This is a genomic window from Brucella sp. GW823-FHT04E01 (genome assembly GCF_058796175.1).
Window position 1 is genome coordinate 39,616 of record NZ_JBXAIK010000005.1, and the last position, 26,036, is coordinate 65,651.

Below are 26,036 nucleotides of genomic sequence, written 5' to 3' on the forward strand. Positions count from 1 at the left end.
ACTTTCGGGAGACATGCTCCAGCCCGAAGGTCATCCCATGAAAAAGCTCCTGCTCGCCGCAGCTCTTGCGCTTACCGCTGCCACCGCCGCATCTGCTTCCGAATATGTCTCCTTCCTCGATTATCCGCAGAAGGAACAGGACGGGACGGAGTTCTTCACAGCCATCGAAATCCCGCAAGGCAGCTTCACCAAATACGAAATCGATGACAAGACCGGTCACATCGTCGTCGATCGCTACCAGTCCATGCCTGTGATCTATCCGGCCAATTACGGCTCGATCACCAGCACGCTTGCTGGCGACGGCGATCCGCTCGACGCGCTCATCTATACGCGTGAGCCGATTGTTCCGGGTGCGATTATCAAGGTTCGTCCCATCGGCGTCCTGAAGATGATCGATGGTGGCGACCAGGACGACAAGATCGTCGCCGTCCCGACCACGGACATCGATCCGACCTATGACAACATCAAGGAAATCACCGATCTGCCGAAGATCGAACAGCAGCGTCTCGAAGCTTTCTTCCGCGTCTACAAGCAGTTGCCGGAAGGCCGTAAGGTCGTTGAACTGGGCGGTTTCGACAGCGCCGAAGCAGCCCGAAACGAAATCGCCAAGGCCATCAAGGCTTTCGCTGAAAAGAAGTAACCGGCACTATCTCGGCTCGCGTCAAAATAAAAAAGGCCGCTCAAAGCGGCCTTTTTCTGTTTTGATATGTAAGACTAGTTCGTGCCGAGCACGTCGTTGAACGCCTTCTCGCCCGGCACGCCCTTTTCAAGGCTGATAAGGGCGCGGCGACCGTTGCGGTAGGAGATCGGAATATCGATCCACTGCAGGCGGCGCATCAGTGAAAGATTGGTGTCCTGCGCCGTGCGGGCGTCGTTCAGCCACACGATAAAGAAGTTGTCGCCGATCTTCGACGGCACGGCGATCAGCGGATTGCCTGCCGCCTGTTCCGTGTCCTTGAAGGTAATGCGCTGTACATTGTCCACGACGCCACCGGTAAACCCTTCTGGCACGGTGAAGACCAGCTCGATCAGATGGCTCGCCGGGATGGACTGATCCGTATTCTTGCGGATGGTCATCTTCAGCTCGACCTTGCTGGTCGGCATTGTAACGGTCGCGCGGACTGCCGGTTCAGCAGGCTTGCCGTCTTCCGGGCTTTCCTCGATCGTCGACCAGACCACATTGCCACGCTCGACCGAATCCGAACCGGCGCCACCGCGTTCTTCATAAAGAAGCGCCTGCTGGCCGACGGCAACGGTCTGGTTCTGTCCGGGCTGCGCTCCGTTCTGCGTATTCGTTTCAGCGGGCGCAGGCGTGGAAGCAGCGGTCGACGTACCCTCGCCGATTCCGTTTGCAGCACCGGCAGATCCACTATCGGTTTCGCTGCCATCCGGCATCAGCCGCTGCGTCATTTTCGGTTCGCCTGCAGGCTGCTGCGGCTGTTCCGGTGTCTGCTCGCCACCCGTTGTCGCCGTGTTGGTGTCGGCTGGCGGAGTCGTCGAATCTTCGGGATGCGTCCCGGTATCGGAACCGGTCACAGGCGCATCGCTGCGTCCAAGGCTCGACGCCAGTTCCTGAATCTTGTCCTTGTTGGCCCAGACCGCATAGCCAGCACCGCCGAGAACCAGAACGGCGACCAGAGCTGCAATCAGCCCCTTATAGGAACGCTGCTCCTTCTTGGAGGTGCGTTCGATATATTCGCTGCGGCGGGCCTGCGCCTTTTCCTTGGCGCGGTCCAGTTTCCAGTCGTCGCTGCGCTCGGCTGCAAAGGCCGGTGCGTCATCATCTTCACTGGAGAAATTGTCGCGACGCTCGTCGCGCGGTGCACTGGAGAATGCGGGTTCGTCATCATCTTCATGCGCCTGCGCGCGCTCTGCTGCGTCCTGATTCGCCTCCTGCAGGAAATCTTCCAGCGCATCCTCAACCGGCTCTTCCGGTACGGCGGCTGGCGGCGCATAAAAGGCTTCAACCTCGGCAATGGCATCTTCGAGAATATTGCGCTGGCGGACAGCTACAGCCTGCGAGGCATTTGCCGTAACAAGCTTTTGCTCGATCGTTGCGCGCGCTTTCGCGTAAACGCGCTGGCGCAATTCGGGCGATTTGTCCGCCTGCGCATCGATCGTCTTTTTCAGTACCGCTACAAAATCCGCCATTCCGTCTTACCCGGTTTCCGCCCGTCCAGATGAACAATAAGCACAGGATGCAATAAATGTCCCAATAATCACAATAATCAAGGGAAAGCAAAGTCTCTGGCTACGATTTAGCGAAGACTTTCAAAATGATGCGGTGAAATAGTGGCAAAATTCACCCTGATGCGAAGCTTTGTACGGCCCATTGCGTTCTTTGTACAACGGTCGAAACAAAATCGGAGCAGCTTCCGGAAAAGCTGCTCCGAACATATCGCTCATTGACTGCAAACAATCAGTCGTGGAACGGATCAGTGACGAGGATCGTGTCCTCGCGTTCCGGGCTGGTGGAGAGCATCGCCACCGGCGCACCGATCAGTTCTTCGATGTGACGGACGTATTTGACAGCCTGCGCCGGAAGATCATTCCACGAACGCGCACCGGCGGTCGTTTCGGACCAGCCCGGCAGCGTTTCATAGATCGGCTTGACGCGTGCCTGCGCGCCCATGGAGGACGGCAGATAGTCGATGCGCTTGCCGTCGAGTTCATAGGCGACGCAGATCTTGATTTCGTCCAGACCATCGAGAACATCGAGCTTGGTGAGCGCAATGCCGGTGATACCGGAAGTACGAACCGTCTGGCGCACAATGACGGCATCGAACCAGCCGCAGCGGCGCTTGCGACCCGTTACCACGCCGAATTCATGGCCCTTGGTGCCGAGGAATTCGCCGATCTCGTCGTTCAGCTCGGTCGGGAACGGACCTTCGCCAACGCGGGTCGTATAGGCCTTGGTGATGCCAAGCACATAACCGATGGCCGTCGGGCCGAGGCCCGAACCGGCGGCAGCCTGACCGGCAACCGTGTTGGAGGACGTCACGAACGGATACGTGCCGTGGTCGTTGTCGAGCAGTGCGCCCTGCGCGCCTTCGAACAGGATACGGTCGCCCGCCTTGCGACGTTCGTCGAGAACGCGCCAGACCTGATCGATATAGGGCAGAATCTGATCGGCAACCGAGGTCAGTTCGGTCAAAATGGTTTCGACCGCAATTTCCTCAAGCCCCATGCCGCGACGCAGCAGATTGTGGTGCGCCAGCAGACGTTCGACCTTTGGCTGCAGCGTTTCCGGCTCGGCCAGATCGATCACGCGGATGGCGCGACGGCCGACCTTGTCTTCGTAGGCTGGGCCAATGCCGCGCTTGGTCGTGCCGATCTTGAGACCCGAATTGGAGCCTTCGCGCATGGCGTCGAGATCGCGATGGATGGAAAGGATGAGCGGAGCGTTTTCAGCAATACGCAGCACATCCGGGTTGATGTCGATACCTTGTGCGCGCAGCTTCTCGGTTTCAGCAACGAAATGATGCGGATCGACAACGACACCGTTGCCAATGACGCTCAGCTTGCCGCGCACGAGGCCGGATGGCAGCAGCGAAAGCTTGTAGCTGACGCCGTCGATAACAAGCGTATGACCTGCGTTATGACCACCCTGGTAGCGCACGATGACATCGGCGCGTTCGGACAGCCAGTCAACGATCTTACCCTTGCCCTCATCGCCCCATTGCGATCCGACGACAACCACATTTGCCATTGAAGAAACTCCTTGGCTTCTATTTGAAAATCCAAGGATCGAAGCGGCCCGGTCATCGCCAGTTGAGGCTACAGGGTGCTGATCCCTCGTCTCTATACAGATTGAAACGGGATTGCGCGACTCTTTCGTGCAAGAATTTGCTATTTTTGAACAGCCGTCGGAAACGGAGGGCGCTTAGGTCGCTTGAGATTCCGTTTATTGCGTGGCGAAAATGGTGGGATTTGAGACCCGGAGCGGAATGTACATTCAAGCATAGTCCCGAAAAGTTGCAGATTTTTCGGACAAGACTATGCGTCCAGGAGATGTACATGAGCACCGGAAGCGAAAAATCACGCCATTTGCAGACCGTCAGAAACGGAATATCCGCGACCTAGCCGGCGCGGACCATATAGAGTGCATCATCCGAATAGCTCTTGAGCTTTTCCTCAAGCGCCGGAAGATCGCGGACGACAAAGCCCTTCTTTTCCCAGAAGCCTTGCGAGCCGTTGACTGCAACGAGAGACATGGTAACGAAGCCGTCGCGTTCGGCTTGCGTGGCCATCAGTTCCACGACACGTGTGGCAGCACCGCTGGAACGGGCATCAGGCAGAAGCGCGATATCGTGGATATAGTAGGTGTTGGTATCATCCGGCAGTTCGCCCAGAACGGCGTTGAGAGCCGGAACCGTATCGAGCTTCCACGGATGGCTGATGCCATAACCAAGGATTTCAGTATCACGGGCGAGCACGAAGCAGCCCGCCGGATAGAGTTTGAAGCGGTCCCGGAAGACCGCCTCATCTTCAAAGAAGTCGAGATGGACAACATTAGCAACCGCAGTCACGCCCGCAATATCCTGCTCGTGCATGCGCCGCCATTCCGGCTGTACCATCTCTTCAACCATTTTCTCAAACTTCTCCGACGTTGAACTCAAGCGGTGTTGCCGCCTTGATTGCCTCTTGAGCCGTCAGTTCGTCAAGTGCTGCCTGTGGAATCTGTTCATCCACATAGAGCATGGCGATCGCATCGCCACCCGGATGGTCACGTCCGAGCGAGAAGTTTGCGATGTTGATATTGTGCTTGCCGCAGATCGTGCCAAGCAGGCCGATCATGCCCGGAACGTCCTTGTTGGTGACGTAAAGCATGTGCGGGCCGACCTCGGCATCGAGATTGATTCCCTTGATCTGGATGAAACGCGCCTTGCCGTCCGAGAAGCAGGTTCCGGCGATGGAGCGTTCACGCAAGGTGGTCTTCACCGTCAGCTTGATATAACCGTCGAAGATACCGGACTTGTCGCGCTTGACTTCCGAAACGATGATGCCGCGTTCCTTCACCATGATCGGTGCGGAAACCATGTTGACGTCGGCGACCTGCGGACGGATGAGACCGGCCAGAGCCGCACTCAACAATGCGCGCGTGTTCATCGTGGCGGTGGAACCGTCGAACAGCACTTCCACTTCCTGGATCGGCTCATCCGTGACCTGACCGACGAAAGCGCCAAGCACATCGGCAAGTTTTACGAACGGCTTGAGGCGCGGCGCTTCTTCCGCCGTGATCGACGGCATGTTGATCGCGTTGGAAACGGCGCCCTTCACGAGATAGTCCGACATCTGTTCGGCCACCTGAAGCGCAACATTTTCCTGCGCTTCCGAGGTCGATGCACCGAGATGCGGCGTGCAGACGACATTGGGCAGCGAAAAAAGTTCGTTTTCCGTCGCCGGTTCCGTTTCGTAAACGTCTATACCGGCACCGGCCACATGGCCGGATTTCAGCGCTGCCACCAGATCCTTTTCCACGATCAGGCCACCGCGGGCGCAATTGACGATACGCACACCCGGCTTTGTCTTGGCAAGGTTTTCCGCATTGATGATATTGCGGGTCTTGTCGGTCAATGGCGTGTGCAGCGTGATGAAATCGGCGCGGGCAAGCAGTTCGTCAAGCTCAACCTTTTCAACGCCCAGTTCCTGCGCACGAGATTCGGACAGGAACGGATCGAAAGCCACCACATGCATCTTCAGGCCGATGGCCCGGGTCGCGACAATCGAACCGATATTGCCGCAACCGACGACACCCAGCGTCTTGCCGGTGATTTCCACGCCCATGAAGCGGTTCTTTTCCCACTTGCCTGCGCGGGTGGAGGTGTCTGCCTCCGGCAATTGCCGCGCCACGGCGAACATCAGCGCAATGGCATGTTCGGCAGTGGTGATCGAGTTGCCGAACGGCGTATTCATGACAATGATACCGCGGCGCGAAGCCGCCGGAATATCGACATTGTCCACGCCGATACCGGCGCGACCAACGACCTTGAGCTTCTTGGCAGCTGCAATCAGCTTTTCCGTGACCTTGGTGGCCGAACGGATCGCCAGACCATCATAATCGCCGATGACTTCGAGAAGCTTTTCCTTGTCCTTGCCGAGATCAGGCAGGTAATCGACTTCCACGCCGCGATCCTTGAAAATCTGGACGGCAGTGGGCGAAAGCTTATCGGATACGAGAACGCGAGGTGCCATGGAGGCCTCCTTCAAACATTTTCAGACCAAACATTTCCCGTAAACACAGACCGATCTGCTTCAGGAAATGCTATGAATAATGGGGGATGCGGACCGTGGCCGCCCCAACGCGGACCACGGCGTCATGCACGAAATGCTCAGGCAGCAGCTTTCAGCGCAGCCTTTTGCGTTGCAAAAGCCCAATCCAGCCAATGCGTCAGCGCTTCCAGATCGGAAGTTTCCACCGTGGCACCGGCCCAGATGCGCAGACCCGAAGGTGCATCGCGATAAGCGCCGATGTCATAGGCAACGCCCTCCTTGTCGAGCGCAGTGACAATGCCCTTGGCGAAAGCGGCCTGCTCGTCGGCAGACAAGGCCGTCACTTCCGGATCGACAATCGTAAGGCAGACGGAGGTGTTCGAGCGCGTTTCCGGCTTCACCGCCAGATTGGCAATCCACGGCGTCTTTGCGACAAAGCCGTCGAGAACTGCAAAATTCGCATCGGCACGCGCAACCAGCGCATCGAGACCGCCGAGCGATTTCGCCCATTTCAGCGCATCGAGATAGTCTTCCACACAGAGCATGGACGGCGTGTTGATGGTTTCGCCGACGAAGATGCCTTCGATCAGCTTGCCGCCCTTGGTCATGCGGAAAATCTTCGGCAACGGCCAAGCAGGCTTGTAGCTTTCCAGACGTTCGACAGCACGCGGGCTGAGGATCAGGATGCCGTGTGCACCCTCACCGCCCAGAACCTTCTGCCAGGAGAAGGTTACGACGTCGAGTTTCGGAAAATCGAGGCGTTGCGCGAAAGCGGCAGATGTTGCATCGCAGAAGGTCAGGCCCTTGCGGTCTGCCGGAATGAAATCGCCATTCGGGACGCGCGCACCGGACGTGGTGCCGTTCCAGGTGAAGACCACATCGCGGTCGAAATCGACCTGCGAAAAATCGACAATCTCACCATAAGGCGCGTCGAAGGTGCGAACATCTTCGAGCTTGAGCTGTTTGGTCACATCCGTGACCCAGCCCGAACCGAAGCTTTCCCACGCGACCATATCGACGCCGCGTGCGCCGAGCATGGACCACAGCGCCATCTCGACAGCGCCGGTGTCGGAAGCAGGCACGATACCGATACGGTAATCGGCAGGCACCTGCAGCACTTCGCGGGTAAGATCAATGGCCTCTTTGAGCTTTGTCTTGCCGATTTTCGCACGGTGCGAACGGCCAAGCGCCGCATCGACCAGCGCATTCAGCGACCAGCCGGGACGTTTTGCACAGGGACCGGATGAAAAATTAGGATTAGCCGGGCGAACTGCCGGCTTCGCAATCGTCGTCATGTTGTTTCTATCCTCTCAGATAGCACGCGTCTCGTTGGGGAGACGTGGCCCACTTACTGGGATAGCTGAAAGCGCATTTTTCATCAATACGCCTTTCTGGGAATATTTTTACCCAACCCGCCCGAATTGCTTCGGGCGGGTAGAATTTCGTTATCGGGTCGCTGTCTTCGTTTCAGACAGCTCTTCTTCCATGCGCGCATAATAGCTCGCAATCAGCGCACCGGAGATATTGTGCCAGACACTGAAAACGGCGCTCGGCACAGCCGCCAGCGGCGAGAAATGCGCATTGGCGAGCGCCGCGCCAAGGCCGCTGTTCTGCATCCCGACCTCGATGCTGATCGCCTTGCGCTTGGCAAGCGACAGACCCGCGAAGCGCGCTGCGAAGTAGCCTAGAACCAGACCGAAGCTGTTATGCAGAACGACAACCGCGAAGATCAGCAGGCCAGACTGGGCGATAGCGGCCTTGTTGACAGCCACGACGGCGGAAACGATGAGCACAATGCCGATGACTGACACGAGCGGCAACATGGGCACAGCCGCCTTGACCAAACCCGGCACCAGCTTTTGCAGGATGAAACCCAGCGCCAGAGGCAGGAGAATCACCTTCACGATGCTGATGAACATGCTCATCGCATCGACCGGCAGATATTGGCTGGCGAAGAACCAGACCAGGAAAGGCGTCACGAGAGGCGCCAGCAAGGTCGTGACGCTCGTGCAGGCCACGCTTAGTGCCACGTCGCCCTTCGACAGATAGGTCATGACGTTGCTGGCCGTTCCACCGGGGCAGCAACCGACCAGAATAACGCCCGCAGCCACTTCCGGTGACATCGGGATGATACGCGTCAGCAACACGGCGAGAAGCGGCATGATGATGAACTGGGCCAGCACACCGATGGCGACCTCGAAAGGTCGTTTGGCGACTTCCGCAAAATCCTTGCCGGAAATGGTCAGGCCCATCCCGAACATGATGATGCCGAGCAGAACCACGATCCATGGCGCAAATACGCTGAACGTAGACGGCAGAACAAAGCCGAGAATGGCAAAGACAATGACCCAGATGGCAAAAGTCCGGCCTACGAAATCTGAAAATGCTGCAATTGCTTTCATAACCCTCCCCTTTTCAGGAAACGCGCTCGACGCGTTCTTTCACCTGTAAGGATTCGGGTCGCATATGAAAACGAAAAATTCGACACAACTAAAACAATAAACTGCAAAGCGGGCCGAAAGACCCGCTGCAATTATAGCAGGGCGCTAAGATGCTAACGCATCACACCCTGAAAATGCTCAATTACCGCACGGGCTTAACCAGGTCTCGATGAGTCAAACTCAATGAGACTTGGTATTACCATGTCGTGAAGCGCACACCGGCGCGCAGCTGATGGGACTGAATATCCTTGTCGCTGAGCGTGAGGCCTGCAGCACTTGCAATATCAGCACCCTCGATGACCCCATAACGATAGCCGATATCAAGCTTGATGTTGGATGCCACGTCGATGCCCACACCCGCCATCAGCGCCCAGGCGAGACGATATTCATCGTCGGTCTTGTAGTTACCATAGGCCGTATCAATGGAATAGCGCACATTGGCGAAGCCAAGGCCTGCACCGAGATAAGGTGTGAAGCCGTAATAATTGCCGAGATCGACATAGGCGTTGGCCATCATGTCCCAGCTACGAACATCGACGTCCAAGTCGTCGAAGCTCTGCTTGGAATAGCCGAGCGTCACGTCGCCGCGCAGATTATCCGTGAACTGATAACCGACACCGACGGACGGCACGACATTCTTGTCCAGATCATAGCTTTGCGATGCGCTCCAGAAAGATGTCTCTGTCTGAACCTTGACCTTGGAGGAGAGATTGTAGCCGATATCGCCGCGCAGATACCAACCGGACCCGACCTCGACCGGCTGCTGCACCGGAGCGCCCGGTTCGTAGCTGATCATATCGAGATCGGCGGCAAAAGACTGCGATGCGACGCATAATCCGGCCAGCAAAGCAGCCGACGAACAGAAAGCACGCCATTGCATAGACATGATGATATCCCCGCTTATGAATGTATCATCATGTATGAATGAACATGGTTAAGATCGCATAAATATAGGGATATGTTTACTGTACTTCTAAACAAATAAGGCCCGGATGACCGGGCCTTATTTTCATCGCGCGATTTGCAATTACTTGTAAACGGGACCGTCTACGATGGTCGAAACCTGCTGCGGAGCATAGGCCGGGCCTGCACCGCCGAACATATAGCGCAGGCCGACGCGCACATCATGCACGTTCATGCCGTTGTCGTATCCGTCACCGATCCACTGATTGCCTTCAAACATCTTGCCGCCATTGATATGGCGATAGCGATAGCCCGCATCGAGCTTGAGGTTCTGTGTGAGATCGACCGACGCACCGGCCATGAGCGCGTAGGTAAAGCGCCAGTTGGCAGCGCCTTCCTGCGTACCACCATAGCGAACATCGTCCAGATCGCCCCACTTCACCCGCGTTCCACCAATGCCAGCGCCGACATAAGGCGTGAAGCCGGCAAAATTGCCGAGATCAACATAGGCATTGGCCAGAATGGAGAGAGCCGAGAAGCGACCGCGCTCGTCGGAAGCGCAGTTGATGTCACCGTTACAGGCCGAACCATAAGTGTGGCCATCAAACTTGGCGCGGGTCATGTAGTCTACCGTCAGATCGGTACGGAAATAATCCGTCACCTGATAACCGACACCGCCGCCCACGAGGAACGACCCCTTGAGATCGCCATAAAGCGTGTTGCTGCCGAAGGTCGGCGAGCCGCCGCCGCAGGTCGCGCAATTATCGATGGTCGCGTAATCAGCGTCCTTGAACTTGGCCTTGGAGTAACCGATATCGCCGCGCAAATACCAGCCACCAACGGCGGGCGGAGCGACAACGACTTCCGGAACTTCTGGAACTGGCTCCAGTATGTCGGCCGCAGAAGCGACGGGCGCTGCAGCCATCAGGGCAACCGATGCCGCCACACCGGCAAAAAGAGCTTTCGTAAAACTTTTCATATGTCTGCCCCATCGGAGAATCGCGCCGCTGAAAGCGACGGGTACGGATGTTTGAGGGGAGACTATTCGGCAAAAGTTAAATACAACTTAACCTTGTTTTTTTACCAAGTTCATTAACACTCGCTAATGTACAAAATGCATTCCAAACGCAAAAGGCGCGGGACAAAACCCGCGCCTTTGCTCGCATTATCTTTAAAGGCATCAGGCCGCAGCGCTGCCCTCGGACGAGATCACGTCGATGATATCGTTGACGACCTTTTCCACCAGACCACGATCATCACCTTCTGCCATGACGCGGATAAGTGGCTCCGTGCCGGATGGGCGGATAACCAGACGGCCCTGAACGCCAAGACGCTCGGTAGCTTCGTCAATTGCGCTCTTCACGCGCTTGTTCTCCAGCGGCTTGCCGCCCGAGGTACGAACGTTCTTCAAAAGCTGCGGCACCGGATCAAACTTGCGGCAGATTTCGCTGATTGGCTTGCCCTGCTCCTGCGCGACAGCAAGGATCTGCAATGCCGAAATGAGACCATCGCCAGTCGTCGCATAATCGGACAGAACGATATGGCCGGACTGCTCGCCACCGACATTGAAGCCATGTTCGCGCATATGTTCGACCACATAGCGGTCGCCCACCTTGGTGCGGGCCAGCGTCAGATGACGGTCGGCAAGGAAGCGCTCCAGTCCAAGGTTGGACATGACGGTTGCCACGATGCCGCCGCCTTCGAGACGATCACTTGCAGCCCAGCTTTCAGCGATCACGGCCATCAGCTGGTCGCCATCGATGACGGTACCGTTTTCATCGACCAACAGCACACGGTCCGCATCGCCATCCAGCGCGATGCCGACATCGGCGCGCACTTCGTGAACCTTCTTCATCAGGCCGATCGGATGCGTCGAACCGCAATCCTCGTTGATGTTGATGCCGTTTGGCTCGTTGTTGATGGTGATGACTTCCGCACCCAGCTCCCACAGGGCGGCAGGGGCAACCTTGTAACCCGCACCATTGGCACAATCGACAACAATGCGCAGGCCGTTCAGGTCGATATTGCGCGGCAGTGTACGCTTCGCGAATTCGATATAGCGATAGATATCGCCGTCGACGCGCTTGGCGCGGCCGACATCACCGTGGCTGGCCAGATAAGGGGTCAGATCACCATCGATCATCGCCTCGATCTTCAGCTCGATCTCGTCAGAAAGCTTGAAACCATCCGGACCAAAAAGCTTGATGCCATTGTCATAGAATGGATTGTGCGATGCGGAAATCATGACGCCGATATCGGCACGCAGCGAGCGGCAGAGCATTGCAACGGCAGGCGTCGGGATCGGGCCAAGCAGGAAAACATCCATACCGGCAGCGGTAAAACCGGCCACCAGCGCGTTTTCAAGCATATAGCCCGAACGGCGCGTATCCTTGCCGATCACAACGCGCGAAGTCTGGCCCTTGCGGCGGAAGATGTGACCGACAGCCATACCGACTTTCATGGCAACTTCCGGTGTCATCGGGAAGCTGTTTGCCTGTCCGCGAATGCCATCGGTTCCAAAATATTTCCGTGTCATCTGTTTCGCCTTGCGCTGAGCCATGAACCGCTCTCTATGTCTTCAAATATATGCCGCCTGAATTGATCGGCGAGCAATGGCTGCCGGTTGCCGGACAGCAGATTTTCGCTGTTCTTAACGCGAAAACACCCACAAATGCAATTTCGCCTTTTGCGGCAGGTTTAACGTTCCCACGTCCTAAGTCGTAATCTGACGCAATATGATGCGCCGAAATCCTTAATGAGCCTTTGCGGTAAGCCCAAACAAAGCCAGATAACAAGAAAGCCGGGACAAGCCCGGCTTTCTTGGTTTCGCTTTCAGGCAGCTTATTGCGGCTGCGGCTCCATACCCGGTTCGTTGCCAGGCTCGCTGCCCTTGCGCTTGCGCGGGCTTCCAGCCTTCGGCACACCCGAACCACGCGACGGCGTATCGTTGCCCTGATCGCGCGACGGCTTGTTGCCCGCAATCAGTTCCTTGATCTCGTCGCCGGAGAGCGTTTCATATTCGAGCAGACCCTCGGCAAGCGCGATCCAGTCCTTCTTCTTCTTGGTCAGGATGCGGGTCGCCTCGGCATAGGCCTCGTCGATCAGGCGACGCACTTCGGCGTCGATGATCTGCGCGGTTTCTTCCGAAATATTCTGCGTGCGGGACACCGAATGGCCAAGGAAGACTTCTTCCTGATTGTCGCCATAGGCCACACGGCCAAGCTTGTCGGAATAGCCCCACTGGGTCACCATCGAGCGGGCAAGCTTGGTGGCCTGCTGAATATCGGAGGAAGCACCGGAAGTGATGTTTTCCTTGCCGAACTTCAGCTCTTCGGCCACACGACCGCCCATCATGATGGCAAGACGCGATACCATCCAGGTATAGGTCGCCGAATAACGGTCGCCTTCCGGAAGCTGCATCACCATGCCGAGCGCACGACCGCGCGGAATGATCGTTGCCTTGTGGACCGGATCAGCCTTCGGCACGTTGATCGCAACGATGGCATGACCGGCTTCATGATAGGCCGTATTGGCCTTTTCTTCCTGCGTCATGGCGGAGCGGCGTTCCGCACCCATCATGATCTTGTCCTTGGCGTCTTCGAATTCCTGCATGGTCACAAGGCGCTTGTTGCGGCGCGCGGCCATGAGGGCAGCTTCGTTGACGAGGTTGGCGAGATCGGCACCGGAGAAGCCCGGCGTGCCACGTGCGACAACCCTGAGATCGACATTGGGTGCAAGCGGCACATTGCGCACATGCACTTTGAGAATCTGTTCGCGACCGACAATATCCGGATTCGGAACCACAACCTGACGGTCGAAACGGCCCGGACGCAAGAGCGCGGGATCGAGAACGTCGGGGCGGTTGGTCGCCGCGATCAGGATGATCGATTCGTTGGCTTCAAAGCCGTCCATCTCGACCAGAAGCTGATTGAGCGTCTGTTCGCGTTCATCATTACCGCCGCCGAGACCAGCGCCGCGATGACGACCGACGGCATCGATTTCGTCGATGAAGATGATGCAAGGCGCATTCTTCTTGGCCTGTTCGAACATGTCGCGGACACGGCTTGCACCAACACCGACGAACATTTCAACGAAGTCCGAACCGGAAATGGTGAAGAATGGCACATTGGCTTCGCCTGCTACGGAGCGCGCCAGAAGCGTCTTACCGGTGCCGGGAGGGCCCACGAGCAGCACGCCACGCGGAATCTTGCCGCCCAGGCGCTGGAACTTCTGCGGATCGCGCAGGAATTCGACGATTTCCTCAAGATCCTGCTTGGCTTCGTCAACACCGGCGACGTCCTGGAAAGTCACGCGGCCATGTGCTTCCGTCAGAAGCTTGGCCTTGGACTTGCCGAAGCCCATCGCACCGCGCGAGCCACCCTGCATCTGGCGCATGAAGAAAATCCATACGCCGAGGATCAGGATCATCGGAAGCCACGACAGGAGAATGCCGATCAGCGAGCTGGAACCGTCGGTTTCAGGGCGCGCAGTAATCGCGACATCCTTGCTTTCAAGGCGCGAAACAAGACCCGTATCGCCCGGCGAATAGGTCTGGAAGGTCGAGCCATTATCAGCAAACGTACCGCTGATCCGCTGGCCGGTAATCGTGACCGATTTCACGCGACCGTTGGAAACGTCGTCAATAAACTGCGAATAGGAAACTTCACGGGAATTGGAGCGCTGACCTGGGCTTTGGAACAGGTTGAACAGCGCGATCAAAAGAAGAGCAATGATCGCCCAAAGGGCGAAGTTGCGATAGTTCGGATTCATATCGGGTCCAATCGATACCACGGCCATTCCGCGGGCACGGAACGATGTTTCGGTCTAACATAGGATCGAAGGATGGCCTTGCCAAGGCGCGTTCGACCCCACATCCTCGATTCTTCTCACTCTGGTTTACAAAAATTAGGACATTTCCGCGCAGATACGTCCGATGCGGGCTTCCATGGCCCTTGCAAGGTCGAAATCATGCCCCGGCAACACGTGATCGAAGATCGCAAAATGCCGTTCGATATGAATGTCTTGCAGAAAGTTTCCGTCGGATAGGAAAGGTAGAGCGAAAAGCCTGCCATCTCTGTAAAGAGCCGGCGAAACCAGCAAGGCCTCACGTTTTCGAGATTCGATTTCGATATTCTGCGACTTCAGGAAGTCGGCAAGTTCCTGCCGTCCCGGTGCAGCGAGCTCAAAATCCATCATGCCTTCGTTCAAGAAACGGAATCGACCGTCCCAGACAATTGGCTTGTCCGGCTCCAGATGGAGCTTTGGCAGATTGCGTTTTTCACGAAGAAACCGATGCGGTGAGCCGCTGTCGCCCCGCTCGATGAGGGCGCCAAATACAGTCAAGCGATGCGTGTCATCATCTCCGGACAGAACCCGTTCAATGCGCGACCGCTCGCTATCACCCGGCAGGAAACGGCGTCCGCCAGCGATGGCCGCAAGCAATCCTGCGAAGAGACGTCTCACATTGTCAGGAAGCACGGCGTAGAGCTGCGGATCGATAAGCAAGGCCCCGGTAGCATCTACACGCAAGCTCGCCGGGTCGCCCAGCGCAGCAATCAAGGCAGCATTGTCCCGCTCACGCGCCGCTCCAGCCTCGGCAATCTGATCGAGAACCACCTGTCTGTCAGCCTCGGCGGCAATGCCCAGACGAATTCTCGGTCGTTCATATTCAGTGTTCGCATTGCTGGGATCATCCACCCAATTGATACCCCTGCCCCGCAATTCATCGCGCAGTGTCTGCCGGGAAACAGAAAGCAGAGGACGATCAAGTTCAACCGAGCCTTCGAGCCCAAGACCGTCCAGCAACGAGCGCGACGACATGGCCGCAAGCCCGCGAGCCTCAGCATGGGCGCTACGCTCCTTGCGCATCAGAAAGGTCTCGATCTGGTCGTCCTGCGTATGGCCGGTGACAATGAAGGCTCCGCCAACATCCCGCGCGGCCTGCACCAGCAGCCGATAGCGCGCCGTCCGCGCAGCAGCGGCAAGCCCGCTTGTAGGCTTGGCCTCGTCCCAGACGAGAATGCGGTGTTCAATCCCGTATTGCCGGCAAAGCAGCCCGACATTTTCGGCTTCGGCCTTCGATTCGGCGCGCAGTTGATGATCCACCGTCACAGCAATCAGCCGGGGTGGGTTCTGGAGCATGGCCATATAATCCCGGAGGAGGAAAAGCAGGCCGAGAGAATCGCTGCCGCCCGAAACGGCGGCTATGACGGCCTTGGCCTGCTCAAATCCGAATGGCTCGAATAATTTGGAAATATTGCTTGGGCTAAGCCCCACGAAATAACTCCGCAATCAGCACTTTGCGCGGCTGCGCTCATCGGCAACGCGCTTCAATATCGCGGGCGCTGCCTTGGGGTAACGTTCTGGAATCTGCGCGAAGGTGGCGCAGGCGACATCGCGATTGTCCATCTTTTCAAGCGTCATGCCGAGCTTGAACATGTTTTCCGGCGCGCGTTTCGAATCGGGATAATCGCGCTGCGTATCAATGAATACCGTCGCCGCTTCCGGATAACGGCCCTGACCGTAAAGCGATTCTCCGAGCCAGAAGCGTGCTTCCGCCGTATTGGGGTCAGCCGGATAACGCTTCACATGCTCGCGGAAGCCGGTTTCGGCTGCCTTGTAATCGCCCGACATCAGATACTGATAGGAAGCCTGATAGAGCGAACTGGGATTATCGTCCGTCGGAAGGGATGCGACCGTATCGCCTGCAGCATTTCCTCCCGAGGTGGCGCCGGGTGCCGTACCCGACTGTGCCGTGCGCGGTGTGACATCAAGCGTTTCGCCGATTACATTGCCATTGGCGTCGAACCGGATGGAACCCAGCGACTGCGGCGGCTCTCCACGTTCCGGTCCACCCTGTGCGGGTGCGTTCGAACCAATAGCCATGGAATCGGCGCCAGAAGACTGGTTGGCCGCAGTCTGCGAAGAAGCGTTGTATCCACCGTTCTTGGGGGCGCTTCCGGAAACCCCGCCATCGAGGTTTCCGTTATTGCCCTGACTAGTCCCTTGGCTGGAACCGGCATCGGCGAGCGACGTGTCGCCGCCAGCCTGCTGCACTTCCGCATCGGCGCGTTTGCCGGTTTCCAGAAACTGGAAGCGGCCTTCGTTTGCTTCCTGCATCTTCTGCATCTGATCCTGCATTTCGAGGATCTGGAAGTTCATGGCTTCCGCACGCGCACCCAGCGCATCTGCTATCGCAGCGGGGTTGCCCATGCCCTGCGCGCAGAGATCGGCGCCCGGCGATGCTGCCGCGGGAGCCGCTTGAGCTGCACCACTGGAAGCAGGCGAGGTTACGCCGTTCTTCTTTTCCAGTTCTTCAAACCGGAATTCATTGTCTTCCTGCGTCTTTTGCAACTGATTATCGGTGAACGAAATCTGGGCGTCCACGTCCTCGACCTTTCCGGTCAGGTTGCGCACCAGTTCCTGCTGCAGGCCGGGGCTTTGATAGCCGCCGCCCTGACCGCCGCCGCTGCCATTATCACGCATGGCATCATCGAGAATTGCCGTCGAACCGATGCTGACAGGATTCTGGGCGCCGCCACGCCCCTTCTCCAAGGCCTGAAAACGCGCTTCGTTGTCGCGCTGGATTTTCAGCATCTTGTCGCGAAGCTGCAAGATGCGCGCATAGGACTGGGCGTTTTGATGTGCCAGATTGCAGACCTGCTGCGAAAACTGATCGCCGCCGGGAGCACCTGCCTGCGCGAGCTGAATCCCCCCTTGCGAAGAAACAGATGCCGCCAGAACCGGAGCACTCACCAAAAGCGGCAGCATGGCAATTGCCAGCGTCACTTTCCTCATTGGTTTCCTCATTCCCTTTTGCCCCTGCTAATTCATCCATCCGATTCACCCATCCAATTCGGGGCGAACACGATGATCGAGTGCCGCGCCTGAACAGACGCTGAACATGATTGCCGCACGATCAGCTCCGCTTTTAGAGCATTTCCCGCAAAAGTGCGAAGCGGTTTTGCGTCGGATAATGCGAAAAGCGAAGGCCTTTTGACGCTCACTATGACAAGTGCGACTTCGGCCAAAGTTTGTCGAAACGACCAAACAGGCGGTCAAAAACGAAAAAAGCGGCTCGAAAGCCGCTTTTCCGTAACACTGTCAGGTGCCCGCAGATTAGCTGCCTGCACCGTTGAGAACGGTGACGGCACGACGGTTCTGCGACCAGCACGAGTCGGCATCGCAAACTGCGACCGGACGTTCGTTACCGTAGGAGATGGTGCGCATACGGTTGGTCGGGACGCCACGCGAAGCGAGGAAATCGCGGGTGGCAGCTGCACGGCGCTGGCCGAGAGCAAGGTTATATTCACGCGTACCGCGCTCGTCGGCATGGCCTTCGACCGTGATCGAGTACTGCGGATAACGCTGCAGCCACTGGGCCTGCTTGGAAAGCGTCTGCTGTGCATCGGCGCGGATCAGCGAAGAATCGAGATCGAAGAAGATGCGGTCGCCAACATTGACCGTGAAGTCCTGCGAGGAACCCGGCGTTGCAGCGCCTGCACCGAGACCCAGATCACCGGCATTGTTCGGAAGGTTCTTCTTGGACGCACAACCGGCAACGGCGAGCGACATGAAAAGGGCAATAGCGATCGGGCTACGTGCAATCGACTGGATACGGCGCATGGGCCGGAGCTCCTTAAGATTTGATGTTCCTGCGTAACCATCCAATAATCATATTGAGGTTAAGACAGGCTCAAGAAGTATGGTTAATATTTTCTTGCGGCCAGATGCAACCGGCGATTTCCGGCAGCAGTTCTGGTGTTAGCCCTTGGGGGCAAAATACGGCAGAAACACGGCTTCCTGGCAATGATTGTGGCAATTTGAGCATTTCCTGCAAAAGTGCGAAGCGGTTTTGCGTGAGGATAATGCGATAAAACAAGGAGATAGAACGGTTTCCCGTTTCCGCTTGAACCGGAACCGTTCTATCCATGAAAAAGGCGCGAAACTGGAGTTTCGCGCCTTCACTTTCCATAACTATCCGCGAATCCGCTATTCGAGCAGCGGCGACCAGGCCGGATCGGATGCGAAGTTCGGCGTCTGGATCTGGCGCTCGTTGCGACCAGTCAGGTCGATGGTGAAGAGCTTCGGACCGCCTGCACCCGCCGCCTTGCGGAAGAACATCAGCACGCGACCGTTCGGAGCCCAGGTCGGGCCTTCATTGTGGAAGCCCGAGGTCAGCAGGCGTTCGCCCGAACCGTCAGTTTTCATCACACCAATGGAGAACTGGCCCTGCGACTGCTTGGTGAAGGCGATGAGATCACCGCGCGGAGACCAAACCGGCGTGGAATAGCTGCCGTCACCGGCCGAGATACGGCGCGGATTGGAGCCATCAGCACCCATGACATAGAGCTGCGGACGTCCACCACGGTCGGAGGAGAAAACAATCTGCGATCCGTCCGGTGAATAGGACGCGCTCGTATCGATCGCCTGGCTGTTGGTCAGGCGTGTGGTCGAACGATTGCGCAGGTCCATCGTATAGATATTGGCGCTGCCGTCGTCCTGAAGCAGGCTCATCACAACCTTCTGGCCATCGGGCGAGAAACGCGGAGCAATGGTCATGCCGGGGAAATTGCCGACGAGTTCACGCTGGCCGGTTTCGAGCTGCAGCAGATACACCTTCGGCGAACCGCCTTCGAAAGACATATAGGTGACTTCCTGACGGTTCGGCGAGAAACGCGGCGTCAGCGAAATGGCGCGACCGTCGGAAATGTAACGCACATTGGCGCCGTCCTGATCCATGATGGCAAGACGCTTCACACGCTTCTGTGCCGGGCCGGATTCATCGACGAAAACAACACGCGTATCGAAGTAGCCCTTTTCACCGGTCAGGCGTTCATAGATGGCGTCAGCGATGATATGGGCGACGCGGCGCCAGTTGTCCGGCGTGGTGAAGAACTGCTGGCCGATCATCTGCTGGCCACCGAACGTATCCCACAGGCGGAACTCAGCCTTGAGACGGCCATCCGGCTGTTTGGTGATGCGGCCCGTGACAAGCGCCTGCGCATTGATGACCTTCCAGTCCTCGAAACGCGGAGCCGCATCCGGATTGGAGATCTTCTCGATGAAGGCGCCTTTGTCGATCGGTGCAAAAAGACCAGACCGCTCAAGATCGGCCGCGATGACCGACGTGATATTCGGTCCGAGCTGATCAGCCGAAAGGAAATCGGTGATGGCGATCGGCAACGGCTCGATCACCCCCTTGTTGATGTTGATTTCCACGACGGCGCGCGCCGGCATGGTGCAGACAAGGCTTGCGGCAATCATACACGCGAAAGCCGAAAAGACCGTCCGGATCTTTGTATTGATGATGCCGATTTTCATGTCTTCTGGGACCTCTTTGTCCTTGCAGTAAGTTGGTTGGCGACCGGAAACCCGGTCAGAACATTTCGCTTGGGTCGAAGTTGACGATCACTTCCGACCATGAATCATATTTGTCGACTGGCAGATTGTACGGCGCGCAGCGTGCGACAGCGCGCTTGGCGCTCTCGGCTGCTGCACGACCAACACCATCGCCGCCACCACCCGATGTCACTTCCGGAGAGCCCTGAATGGAGCCATCCTGATTCAGCTTCATCTTGACGGTCACGACCAGTCCCGGCGCGTCGGCCACACCGGCAGGCACGTTCCAGCATTTGGAAATCGCACCGCGCAACGCATCCATTTCGCTCTGGCTGAGCTTGGAGCCGCCAGTATTCTTCTTGCCGCCCAGCGATGCCTGATCGGTGGAACGCTTGGCTCCGCCGCCTGCCGCCTTCTGCTTGTTCAGAAGGGCAGCAACCTCATCGGCAATCGCATCATTCTTCGATTTCGAAGTCTGAGCGGCGTTCTGCGTCGGCTTCTTGTCTTCCGTCGGTTTGCGGTCCGGCGTCTTTGCTGTCTGCGCCTGCGGCGGCTTCGGCTTGGCGTCGGGCGCTGGCACCTTGTCCGGCAGCTTCGGCGTTTCAGCGTCAGGGGTTTCCGCCTGTTTTTCGATGGCTTCAGCCACCGGATCAGGCTTCACTTCCTGCTTTTCTTCCGGCTTGGCCTGAACTTCCGTCGCCGGAACCGGCGTTGGCTTGGTCTCGGGCTTCTGTTCCGGTTTCGGATCAGGCTTCGGTTCCGGCTTTTTTACCGGTTCCGGTTGCGCCTTGGGTTCTTCCGCCGCCTCAATTGGCTTCGCCTTTGCATCGGGCTTTGGCGGTGTCTGGGTATCGATATCCTGATCGCCAAAATTCTCGGCGTTTGGAACAGTCTGCGGTTTGGTTGTCGGCACAGGAGCCGACTTTTCCTTCATGGGCGCAGTCTTTTCGCCCTGCTGGATTTGCGTCATCGACTCGATCGGTACGATATCAACCGGGAACGATTCCGAATCCTGCACGTCGAAAGCCTTCGGCGAGGAAAACGAAACCACTGCCAGCGCGACCGCAACGGCATGCAAGGCAACAGAAGATGTCAGGCCAGCCTTCATGATGGCGTCAGCTATCCTGCTCCTGGAGGGTCACAAGGCCGATATTCTTGAAACCGGCGGCGGAAATGCGGGCCATGACTTTCATGACGGTGCCGTAATCGGCAGCCTTGTCACCACGCACGAAAATGCGCTCTTCATAGCCTGTCTTGGCGATAGCCTGGAGTTTCGGCACCACTTCATCGATCGGAATTTCGGTTTCCTGCAGGAAGATCTTGCCTTCGCTGTTGACCGAAACAGTGATCGGCTGCGTATCGGCATTCATCGCCTTGGCCTGCGTATCGGGCAGGTCAATCGGCACGCCAACCGTCAGCAGCGGCGCGGAGACCATAAAGATGATGAGGAGAACGAGCATCACGTCGACGAACGGCGTCACGTTGATTTCGCTCATCAATGCCTTCTTGCGGCCGCGCCTGCGGCGCCCGCCCGACTGCATTCCCTGATTTCCTACCGACATGCCCATTGCAAGATTCCCGAAGGCTGAAACTACACTCGATGCTTGAAGCCGCTTAATTACGCGGCGTCAGCTTCTCATCAATTTGGCGCGACAGTATGGCGGAAAACTCATCCGCAAATCCTTCCAGCCGTCCGCCGATCTTGCCCGCATCCGCCGACAGCTTGTTGTAGGCAATAACGGCAGGAATAGCGGCGAGAAGACCGATTGCCGTTGCCAGAAGTGCTTCGGCGATACCCGGCGCCACAACGGCAAGACTGGTGTTCTTGGAAGCGGCGATTGCCTGGAACGAGGTCATGATACCGACAACCGTACCGAACAGACCGATGAAGGGGGCTGCAGAGCCGATGGTCGCCAGAAAGCCCAGACGCGAGTCGAGCTTTTCACTTTCGCGCGCCAGCGCGACATCCATGGCCTTGTCGATACGCATCTGCAGGCCAATGGGCGAGCGAGCGCCCTTCTCGAATGATTTCTTCCACTCACGCATCGCGGCCATGAAGATGGACGCCATGCCGGTGGTACGGCGTTCGCCGAGATTGCGATAGAGCTCCTCCAGCGACTGGCCGGACCAGAACGTCTGCTCGAAGCGATCAATCGCGCGCCGTGCCCGTCCGTAAGCAATCGTCTTGTCCACGATGATAGCCCAAGTCCAGATCGAGGCGAACAGCAGGCCAAGCATAACCAGCTTGACGACCCAGTTCGCCTGCATGAACAGGCCCCAGAGGGTAACATCGGCGGCGGGGGCCGCTAACGCAACATTTTCCATCGATCTACCGTCCTCGAATCCAAACGCCCGGCCACATGACCGGGCGGTATCGCAAATCCGTTACTCAACGTCTGAAAACAGACGCTCCAAACCTGCGCAGCTTTTCAACTTGAAGCCGTACCTGCCCGACGAGCGGCCGACACTTCGCACCGCAACCGCCATTCCGGATTTCAACTTTAAATCCATCACGCGCTTGTTACGGTTAATTTTGGTGAAAGGAAGGCGCTGCGCTTCAAGCCTGCCTCTCCACCGATTCCGTCAGGGTGATTAATGGAATATTATGGTTAAAGATGCGTTAGCATTCGCCCAAATAGGTATATTTGCCGCTAGCGCATCGAATTCCGCACGAACATGCCAGTGAAGACAGTCATTGGAGCGGTCCTGGGACTCAGTTCTTGCGGTTGTTGGTGAAAGCTTCCCGCCATTCGTCGGGAATGCGGCGCGGATGGCCTTCTTTGGTTATCATCACGGCCTCTACCTTCGCCTCCGAAAGCAGACGCTCCCGGCAGGTAATTTTCTGCGCCATGATGACCCGCGCGCCGCGAATTTCGCTGACGCGGGTTTCAATCAGAATAAGATCATCCATCTTCGCGGGCGATTTGTAATCGATCTCCATGCGGCGAACGACCCAGACCATTTCTTCACCAAGCGCGCCCTCAGCCAATTCGATATGATGAACGTCCTGCAAACGCAGGAAATCCGTGCGTCCGCGTTCGTAGAATTCCAGATAGCGACCGTGATAGACGAAGCCGGAAAAATCCGTATCGGCATAATAGATGCGCGCATAGAGCAGATGCACGCCGTCTTTCAGTTCGCCAGACACAGCAGCCTGCGCCGATTGTTCCTGTCGTTCCGTCATTCGTCTTCCATGAAGAGGCCGTATTGCGACTGCTGGATGATTTCGGCAGGCGCGGGCAATCCGAGATGCTGCCATGCGATGGCCGTCAAAACGCGGCCGCGTGGCGTGCGCTGCAGGAAACCCTGCTGGATCAGATAGGGTTCGATAATGTCTTCAATTGCGTCACGCGGCTCAGACAGGCCGGCGGCAATGGTTTCGATCCCCACCGGACCGCCCCCGAAATTGCGTGCGATAATATTGAGGTAACGCCGGTCGAGCTGATCCAGCCCGCGGTTGTCCACTTCAAGGCGTGACAGCGCCTCATCAGCGATCTTGCGATCGATGACATCGGCGCCGGCGACCAGCGCGAAATCGCGCACGCGACGCAACAACCGTCCGGCAATACGTGGTGTGCCGCGTGAACGGCGGGCGACTTCCAGCGCACCATCCGGCGAAATACCCATCTGCATGATGCGCGCACCACGCCGCACGATATATTCCAGTTCCTCGACCGTATAGAAATTGAGCCGTGTCGGAATGCCGAAGCGATCCCGTAACGGCGTGGTCAGAAGCCCGAGACGGGTCGTTGCCGCAACCAGCGTAAATTTCGCAAGATCGATCTTCACCGAACGCGCGGCAGGCCCCTCGCCGATAATCAAGTCGAGCTGGAAATCCTCCATGGCTGGATAGAGGATTTCTTCCACTGCCGGGCTCAGGCGATGAATTTCATCGATGAACAGAACGTCGCGCTCTTCCAGATTGGTCAGCAGAGCCGCAAGATCACCCGCCTTGGCAATAACCGGGCCGGATGTGGAACGGAAATTGACGCCCAGTTCCTTGGCCATGATCTGCGCCAGCGTCGTCTTGCCTAGACCCGGAGGGCCAACGAACAGGACGTGGTCAAGCGCCTCGCCACGCACTTTGGCGGCCTCGATAAAGACTTTCAGATTGGCGCGCGCTGCCGCCTGCCCGACAAAATCGTCAAGCGTCTGCGGGCGCAGCGTATTGTCTTCGTCTACGCGTCTGTCAGCATCAATGAGAGGGTTGCGGTCGCTCATGCCATCCTCCTCGCATGAACATATCGCTCAGGCAAGTAAATCACCGCGACAATTCCTTCAGACCCAGGCGGATGAGCTTGGCCGAATCGGCATTCTCCCCCGCTTCCTTCAAGGCCGCGGCGACAGCATTAGCGGCCTGATCACGCGAGTAGCCGAGATTGGAAAGCGCCGACACCGCATCGGCAACCGGCGCCGGGGCAGCGCCCGCGCCAAGTTCCTGTTTGAGCCCGATCGTGCCGCTCGCATCACCGGCGAAGGCAGGCGCCTTGTTCTTGAGTTCGGTCACGATGCGCTCAGCAACCTTCTTGCCGACACCCGGCGCGCGCGAAACCATGGCGATGTCGCGCAGTGCAATTGCATTGGCGAGTTCCGACGGCGACAACGTGCCGAGCACGGCGAGAGCCACCTTGGCGCCAACGCCCTGCACATTCTGCAACAGGCGGAACCATTCGCGCTCAAGCTGATTGGCAAAGCCATAAAGGCGGATCATGTCTTCGCGAACATAGGTTTCGATAAACAGGATGGCCGCCTCGCCCGCACCGCCCAGATTGCCGAGCGTGCGCGCCGAACAAAACGCAACATAGCCGACACCATGCACGTCGATGACAGCATGATCCTCGGCAATTTCATCGATCACACCCTTGAGCTTACCGATCATGGCCACCTACGCGATAAGTTGTTGCAACCGGCGCGCACTTGCGATGCTTTGCCGGTGATGCGCATGACAAATGGCAATGGCCAAAGCATCGGCGGCATCGCTCGTATCGAACGATGCGCGCGGCATCAGCACTTTCACCATCATATGGATTTGCTGTTTTTCACCGTGTCCAACGCCGATTACAGCCTTCTTCACGGCATTCGGCGCATATTCGGCAACGGGCAGTCCAGCCTGCGCGGGAGCCAACAAGGCAATGCCGCGCGCCTGACCAAGCTTGAGCGTCGCCGTTGCATCCTTGTTGACGAAGGTGTGTTCAACCGCCGCCTCATGCGGCATATATTCATGCAGGACTTTGGAAAGACCTTCATGCAGCTGGCAGAGGCGCGATGCAAGATCCATCTCGGCATTCGAGGTCACAGTCCCCGAACCGATGAAATGCAGTGAATTGCCCAACGATTCGACAATGCCCCAGCCGGTACGGCGCAGGCCCGGATCGATACCAATGATGCGAATCGTTTCTTTCATAAGCGAACCCTATCCTCAGACGGATTCACTTGACAGCAGAAAAGTGAACAAAAGAGAAACATGCGCCACGAAGGGCGCACATGATCGATCGTTATGAAGCGCCAAAAGCAGTTTTGAGCAATACGATCTGTTCGGAAACCGGATTGCCACGTGGGACGCCCTGCAGCGAGACCACTTCACCGTAAACTTCGCGGTCCATACGGCGCACACGCGCCTGAAGGCGCATGGAACGTTCGACCAGCTCCATGAATGCTGCAGGCAGTTCGGACCAGCCTTGTGCGATTTCACCCGCCGATGGCGTATCAAGACGCACCTTGGCTTTCTCGGCTGCAACCTGCTGACGGGTCATTTCACCGTTCCGCGCCGCGCGCTGGAGCAGCAACCACGAAGCAACCTGCATCAGGCGCGTGGTCAGACGCATCGATTCGGCGGCATAGAGCGTCGCAGCCACACGCGAAAGATTGCGCGCATCCTCACGGCCTTCGCCGTCGAGATAGCTTGCCGCTTCCTCGACCATATCCATGCCTTCTGCATAGATCGGCTTGAACGAATCCGAGAAAACCATGCGCTCTGCGAGGCTGATCATATTGCTCGGCATCTGGCTCTGTTCGCTAATCACTGCTCTGCCACCTTGCATGACCGCCTGTATCGGCGGCCCATTCCGTTGCCGTATTCGTCCAGTGGGATATGCCAGACGGATACGAATGAAACCATTGAACCGCTGTTCGACCATG

At 57.4% G+C, this 26,036-nt stretch carries 24 protein-coding genes; 1 reads left to right on the plus strand and 23 read right to left on the minus strand.

Going from position 1 to position 26,036, the window contains the following annotated elements:
- Positions 1-37: 37 nt before the first annotated feature.
- The gene (locus AC1RHM_RS19980) at positions 38-640 is read left to right on the plus strand and encodes an inorganic diphosphatase (RefSeq protein ID WP_029376270.1); all 603 of its coding nucleotides are present in this window, start codon (positions 38-40) and stop codon (positions 638-640) included.
- 74 nt (positions 641-714) lie between these two features.
- On the opposite strand, the gene AC1RHM_RS19985 is transcribed toward AC1RHM_RS19980, so the two are convergent.
- From AC1RHM_RS19985 to rcdA, 23 genes are all read right to left on the minus strand, one after another.
- Complete coding sequence (locus tag AC1RHM_RS19985; protein WP_010661359.1) at positions 715-2,151, minus strand: hypothetical protein; 1,437 nt, start codon at positions 2,149-2,151, stop codon at positions 715-717.
- Between the two features lie 268 nt (positions 2,152-2,419).
- Positions 2,420-3,709, minus strand: a complete 1,290-nt coding sequence (locus AC1RHM_RS19990) for an adenylosuccinate synthase (protein WP_010661360.1) — start codon at positions 3,707-3,709, stop codon at positions 2,420-2,422.
- 370 nt (positions 3,710-4,079) lie between these two features.
- A complete protein-coding gene (locus AC1RHM_RS19995; RefSeq protein ID WP_010661361.1) occupies positions 4,080-4,589 on the minus strand; it encodes a GNAT family N-acetyltransferase in 510 nt (169 codons plus the stop codon).
- 4 nt (positions 4,590-4,593) lie between these two features.
- Positions 4,594-6,195: a phosphoglycerate dehydrogenase gene (gene serA / locus AC1RHM_RS20000; RefSeq protein ID WP_010661362.1), complete on the minus strand. Its 1,602-nt coding sequence runs from the start codon at positions 6,193-6,195 to the stop codon at positions 4,594-4,596.
- A gap of 137 nt (positions 6,196-6,332) precedes the next feature.
- Entirely contained in the window at positions 6,333-7,508 is a 1,176-nt protein-coding gene (locus tag AC1RHM_RS20005; protein ID WP_010661363.1) for a phosphoserine transaminase, read from the minus strand.
- A gap of 150 nt (positions 7,509-7,658) precedes the next feature.
- Positions 7,659-8,615: a bile acid:sodium symporter family protein gene (locus AC1RHM_RS20010; protein ID WP_010661364.1), complete on the minus strand. Its 957-nt coding sequence runs from the start codon at positions 8,613-8,615 to the stop codon at positions 7,659-7,661.
- Between the two features lie 235 nt (positions 8,616-8,850).
- Complete coding sequence (locus tag AC1RHM_RS20015; protein WP_029376271.1) at positions 8,851-9,540, minus strand: outer membrane protein; 690 nt, start codon at positions 9,538-9,540, stop codon at positions 8,851-8,853.
- Positions 9,541-9,681: 141 nt separating this feature from the next.
- The gene (locus AC1RHM_RS20020) at positions 9,682-10,536 is read right to left on the minus strand and encodes an outer membrane protein (RefSeq protein ID WP_010661366.1); all 855 of its coding nucleotides are present in this window, start codon (positions 10,534-10,536) and stop codon (positions 9,682-9,684) included.
- Positions 10,537-10,737: 201 nt separating this feature from the next.
- Positions 10,738-12,093: a phosphoglucosamine mutase gene (gene glmM, locus AC1RHM_RS20025; RefSeq protein WP_010661367.1), complete on the minus strand. Its 1,356-nt coding sequence runs from the start codon at positions 12,091-12,093 to the stop codon at positions 10,738-10,740.
- 305 nt (positions 12,094-12,398) lie between these two features.
- On the minus strand, positions 12,399-14,327 hold the full coding sequence (gene ftsH, locus AC1RHM_RS20030; RefSeq protein ID WP_010661368.1) for an ATP-dependent zinc metalloprotease FtsH: 1,929 nt from the start codon (positions 14,325-14,327) through the stop codon (positions 12,399-12,401).
- Positions 14,328-14,462: 135 nt separating this feature from the next.
- The gene (gene tilS / locus AC1RHM_RS20035; RefSeq protein ID WP_010661369.1) at positions 14,463-15,833 is read right to left on the minus strand and encodes a tRNA lysidine(34) synthetase TilS; all 1,371 of its coding nucleotides are present in this window, start codon (positions 15,831-15,833) and stop codon (positions 14,463-14,465) included.
- Positions 15,834-15,848: 15 nt separating this feature from the next.
- Complete coding sequence (gene ybgF / locus AC1RHM_RS20040) at positions 15,849-17,366, minus strand: tol-pal system protein YbgF (RefSeq protein ID WP_010661370.1); 1,518 nt, start codon at positions 17,364-17,366, stop codon at positions 15,849-15,851.
- 309 nt (positions 17,367-17,675) lie between these two features.
- A complete protein-coding gene (gene pal / locus AC1RHM_RS20045) occupies positions 17,676-18,182 on the minus strand; it encodes a peptidoglycan-associated lipoprotein Pal (protein WP_010661371.1) in 507 nt (168 codons plus the stop codon).
- A 70-nt stretch (positions 18,183-18,252) separates the two neighbouring features.
- Positions 18,253-18,531, minus strand: coding sequence for a hypothetical protein (locus AC1RHM_RS20050; protein ID WP_010661372.1), 279 nt, complete (start codon positions 18,529-18,531; stop codon positions 18,253-18,255).
- 17 nt (positions 18,532-18,548) lie between these two features.
- Entirely contained in the window at positions 18,549-19,880 is a 1,332-nt protein-coding gene (gene tolB / locus AC1RHM_RS20055) for a Tol-Pal system beta propeller repeat protein TolB (protein ID WP_010661373.1), read from the minus strand.
- Between the two features lie 55 nt (positions 19,881-19,935).
- A complete protein-coding gene (locus tag AC1RHM_RS20060) occupies positions 19,936-21,006 on the minus strand; it encodes a UCP034077 family protein (protein WP_010661374.1) in 1,071 nt (356 codons plus the stop codon).
- A 7-nt stretch (positions 21,007-21,013) separates the two neighbouring features.
- Entirely contained in the window at positions 21,014-21,466 is a 453-nt protein-coding gene (gene tolR / locus AC1RHM_RS20065) for a protein TolR (protein ID WP_010661375.1), read from the minus strand.
- Between the two features lie 46 nt (positions 21,467-21,512).
- Positions 21,513-22,223 carry a protein TolQ gene (gene tolQ / locus AC1RHM_RS20070; protein ID WP_010661376.1) on the minus strand — a complete coding sequence of 237 codons (711 nt, stop codon included), beginning with the start codon at positions 22,221-22,223 and terminating at the stop codon, positions 21,513-21,515.
- Positions 22,224-22,611: 388 nt separating this feature from the next.
- The gene (locus AC1RHM_RS20075; protein WP_036581835.1) at positions 22,612-23,082 is read right to left on the minus strand and encodes a YbgC/FadM family acyl-CoA thioesterase; all 471 of its coding nucleotides are present in this window, start codon (positions 23,080-23,082) and stop codon (positions 22,612-22,614) included.
- Complete coding sequence (gene ruvB, locus AC1RHM_RS20080) at positions 23,079-24,119, minus strand: Holliday junction branch migration DNA helicase RuvB (protein WP_010661378.1); 1,041 nt, start codon at positions 24,117-24,119, stop codon at positions 23,079-23,081. Before ruvB ends, AC1RHM_RS20075 begins: the two co-directional genes overlap by 4 nt.
- A gap of 40 nt (positions 24,120-24,159) precedes the next feature.
- Positions 24,160-24,777 carry a Holliday junction branch migration protein RuvA gene (ruvA, locus tag AC1RHM_RS20085; protein WP_010661379.1) on the minus strand — a complete coding sequence of 206 codons (618 nt, stop codon included), beginning with the start codon at positions 24,775-24,777 and terminating at the stop codon, positions 24,160-24,162.
- Between the two features lie 6 nt (positions 24,778-24,783).
- A complete protein-coding gene (gene ruvC, locus AC1RHM_RS20090) occupies positions 24,784-25,302 on the minus strand; it encodes a crossover junction endodeoxyribonuclease RuvC (RefSeq protein ID WP_010661380.1) in 519 nt (172 codons plus the stop codon).
- A 91-nt stretch (positions 25,303-25,393) separates the two neighbouring features.
- Entirely contained in the window at positions 25,394-25,900 is a 507-nt protein-coding gene (gene rcdA, locus AC1RHM_RS20095; RefSeq protein WP_010661381.1) for a protease adaptor protein RcdA, read from the minus strand.
- Positions 25,901-26,036 lie beyond the last annotated feature (136 nt).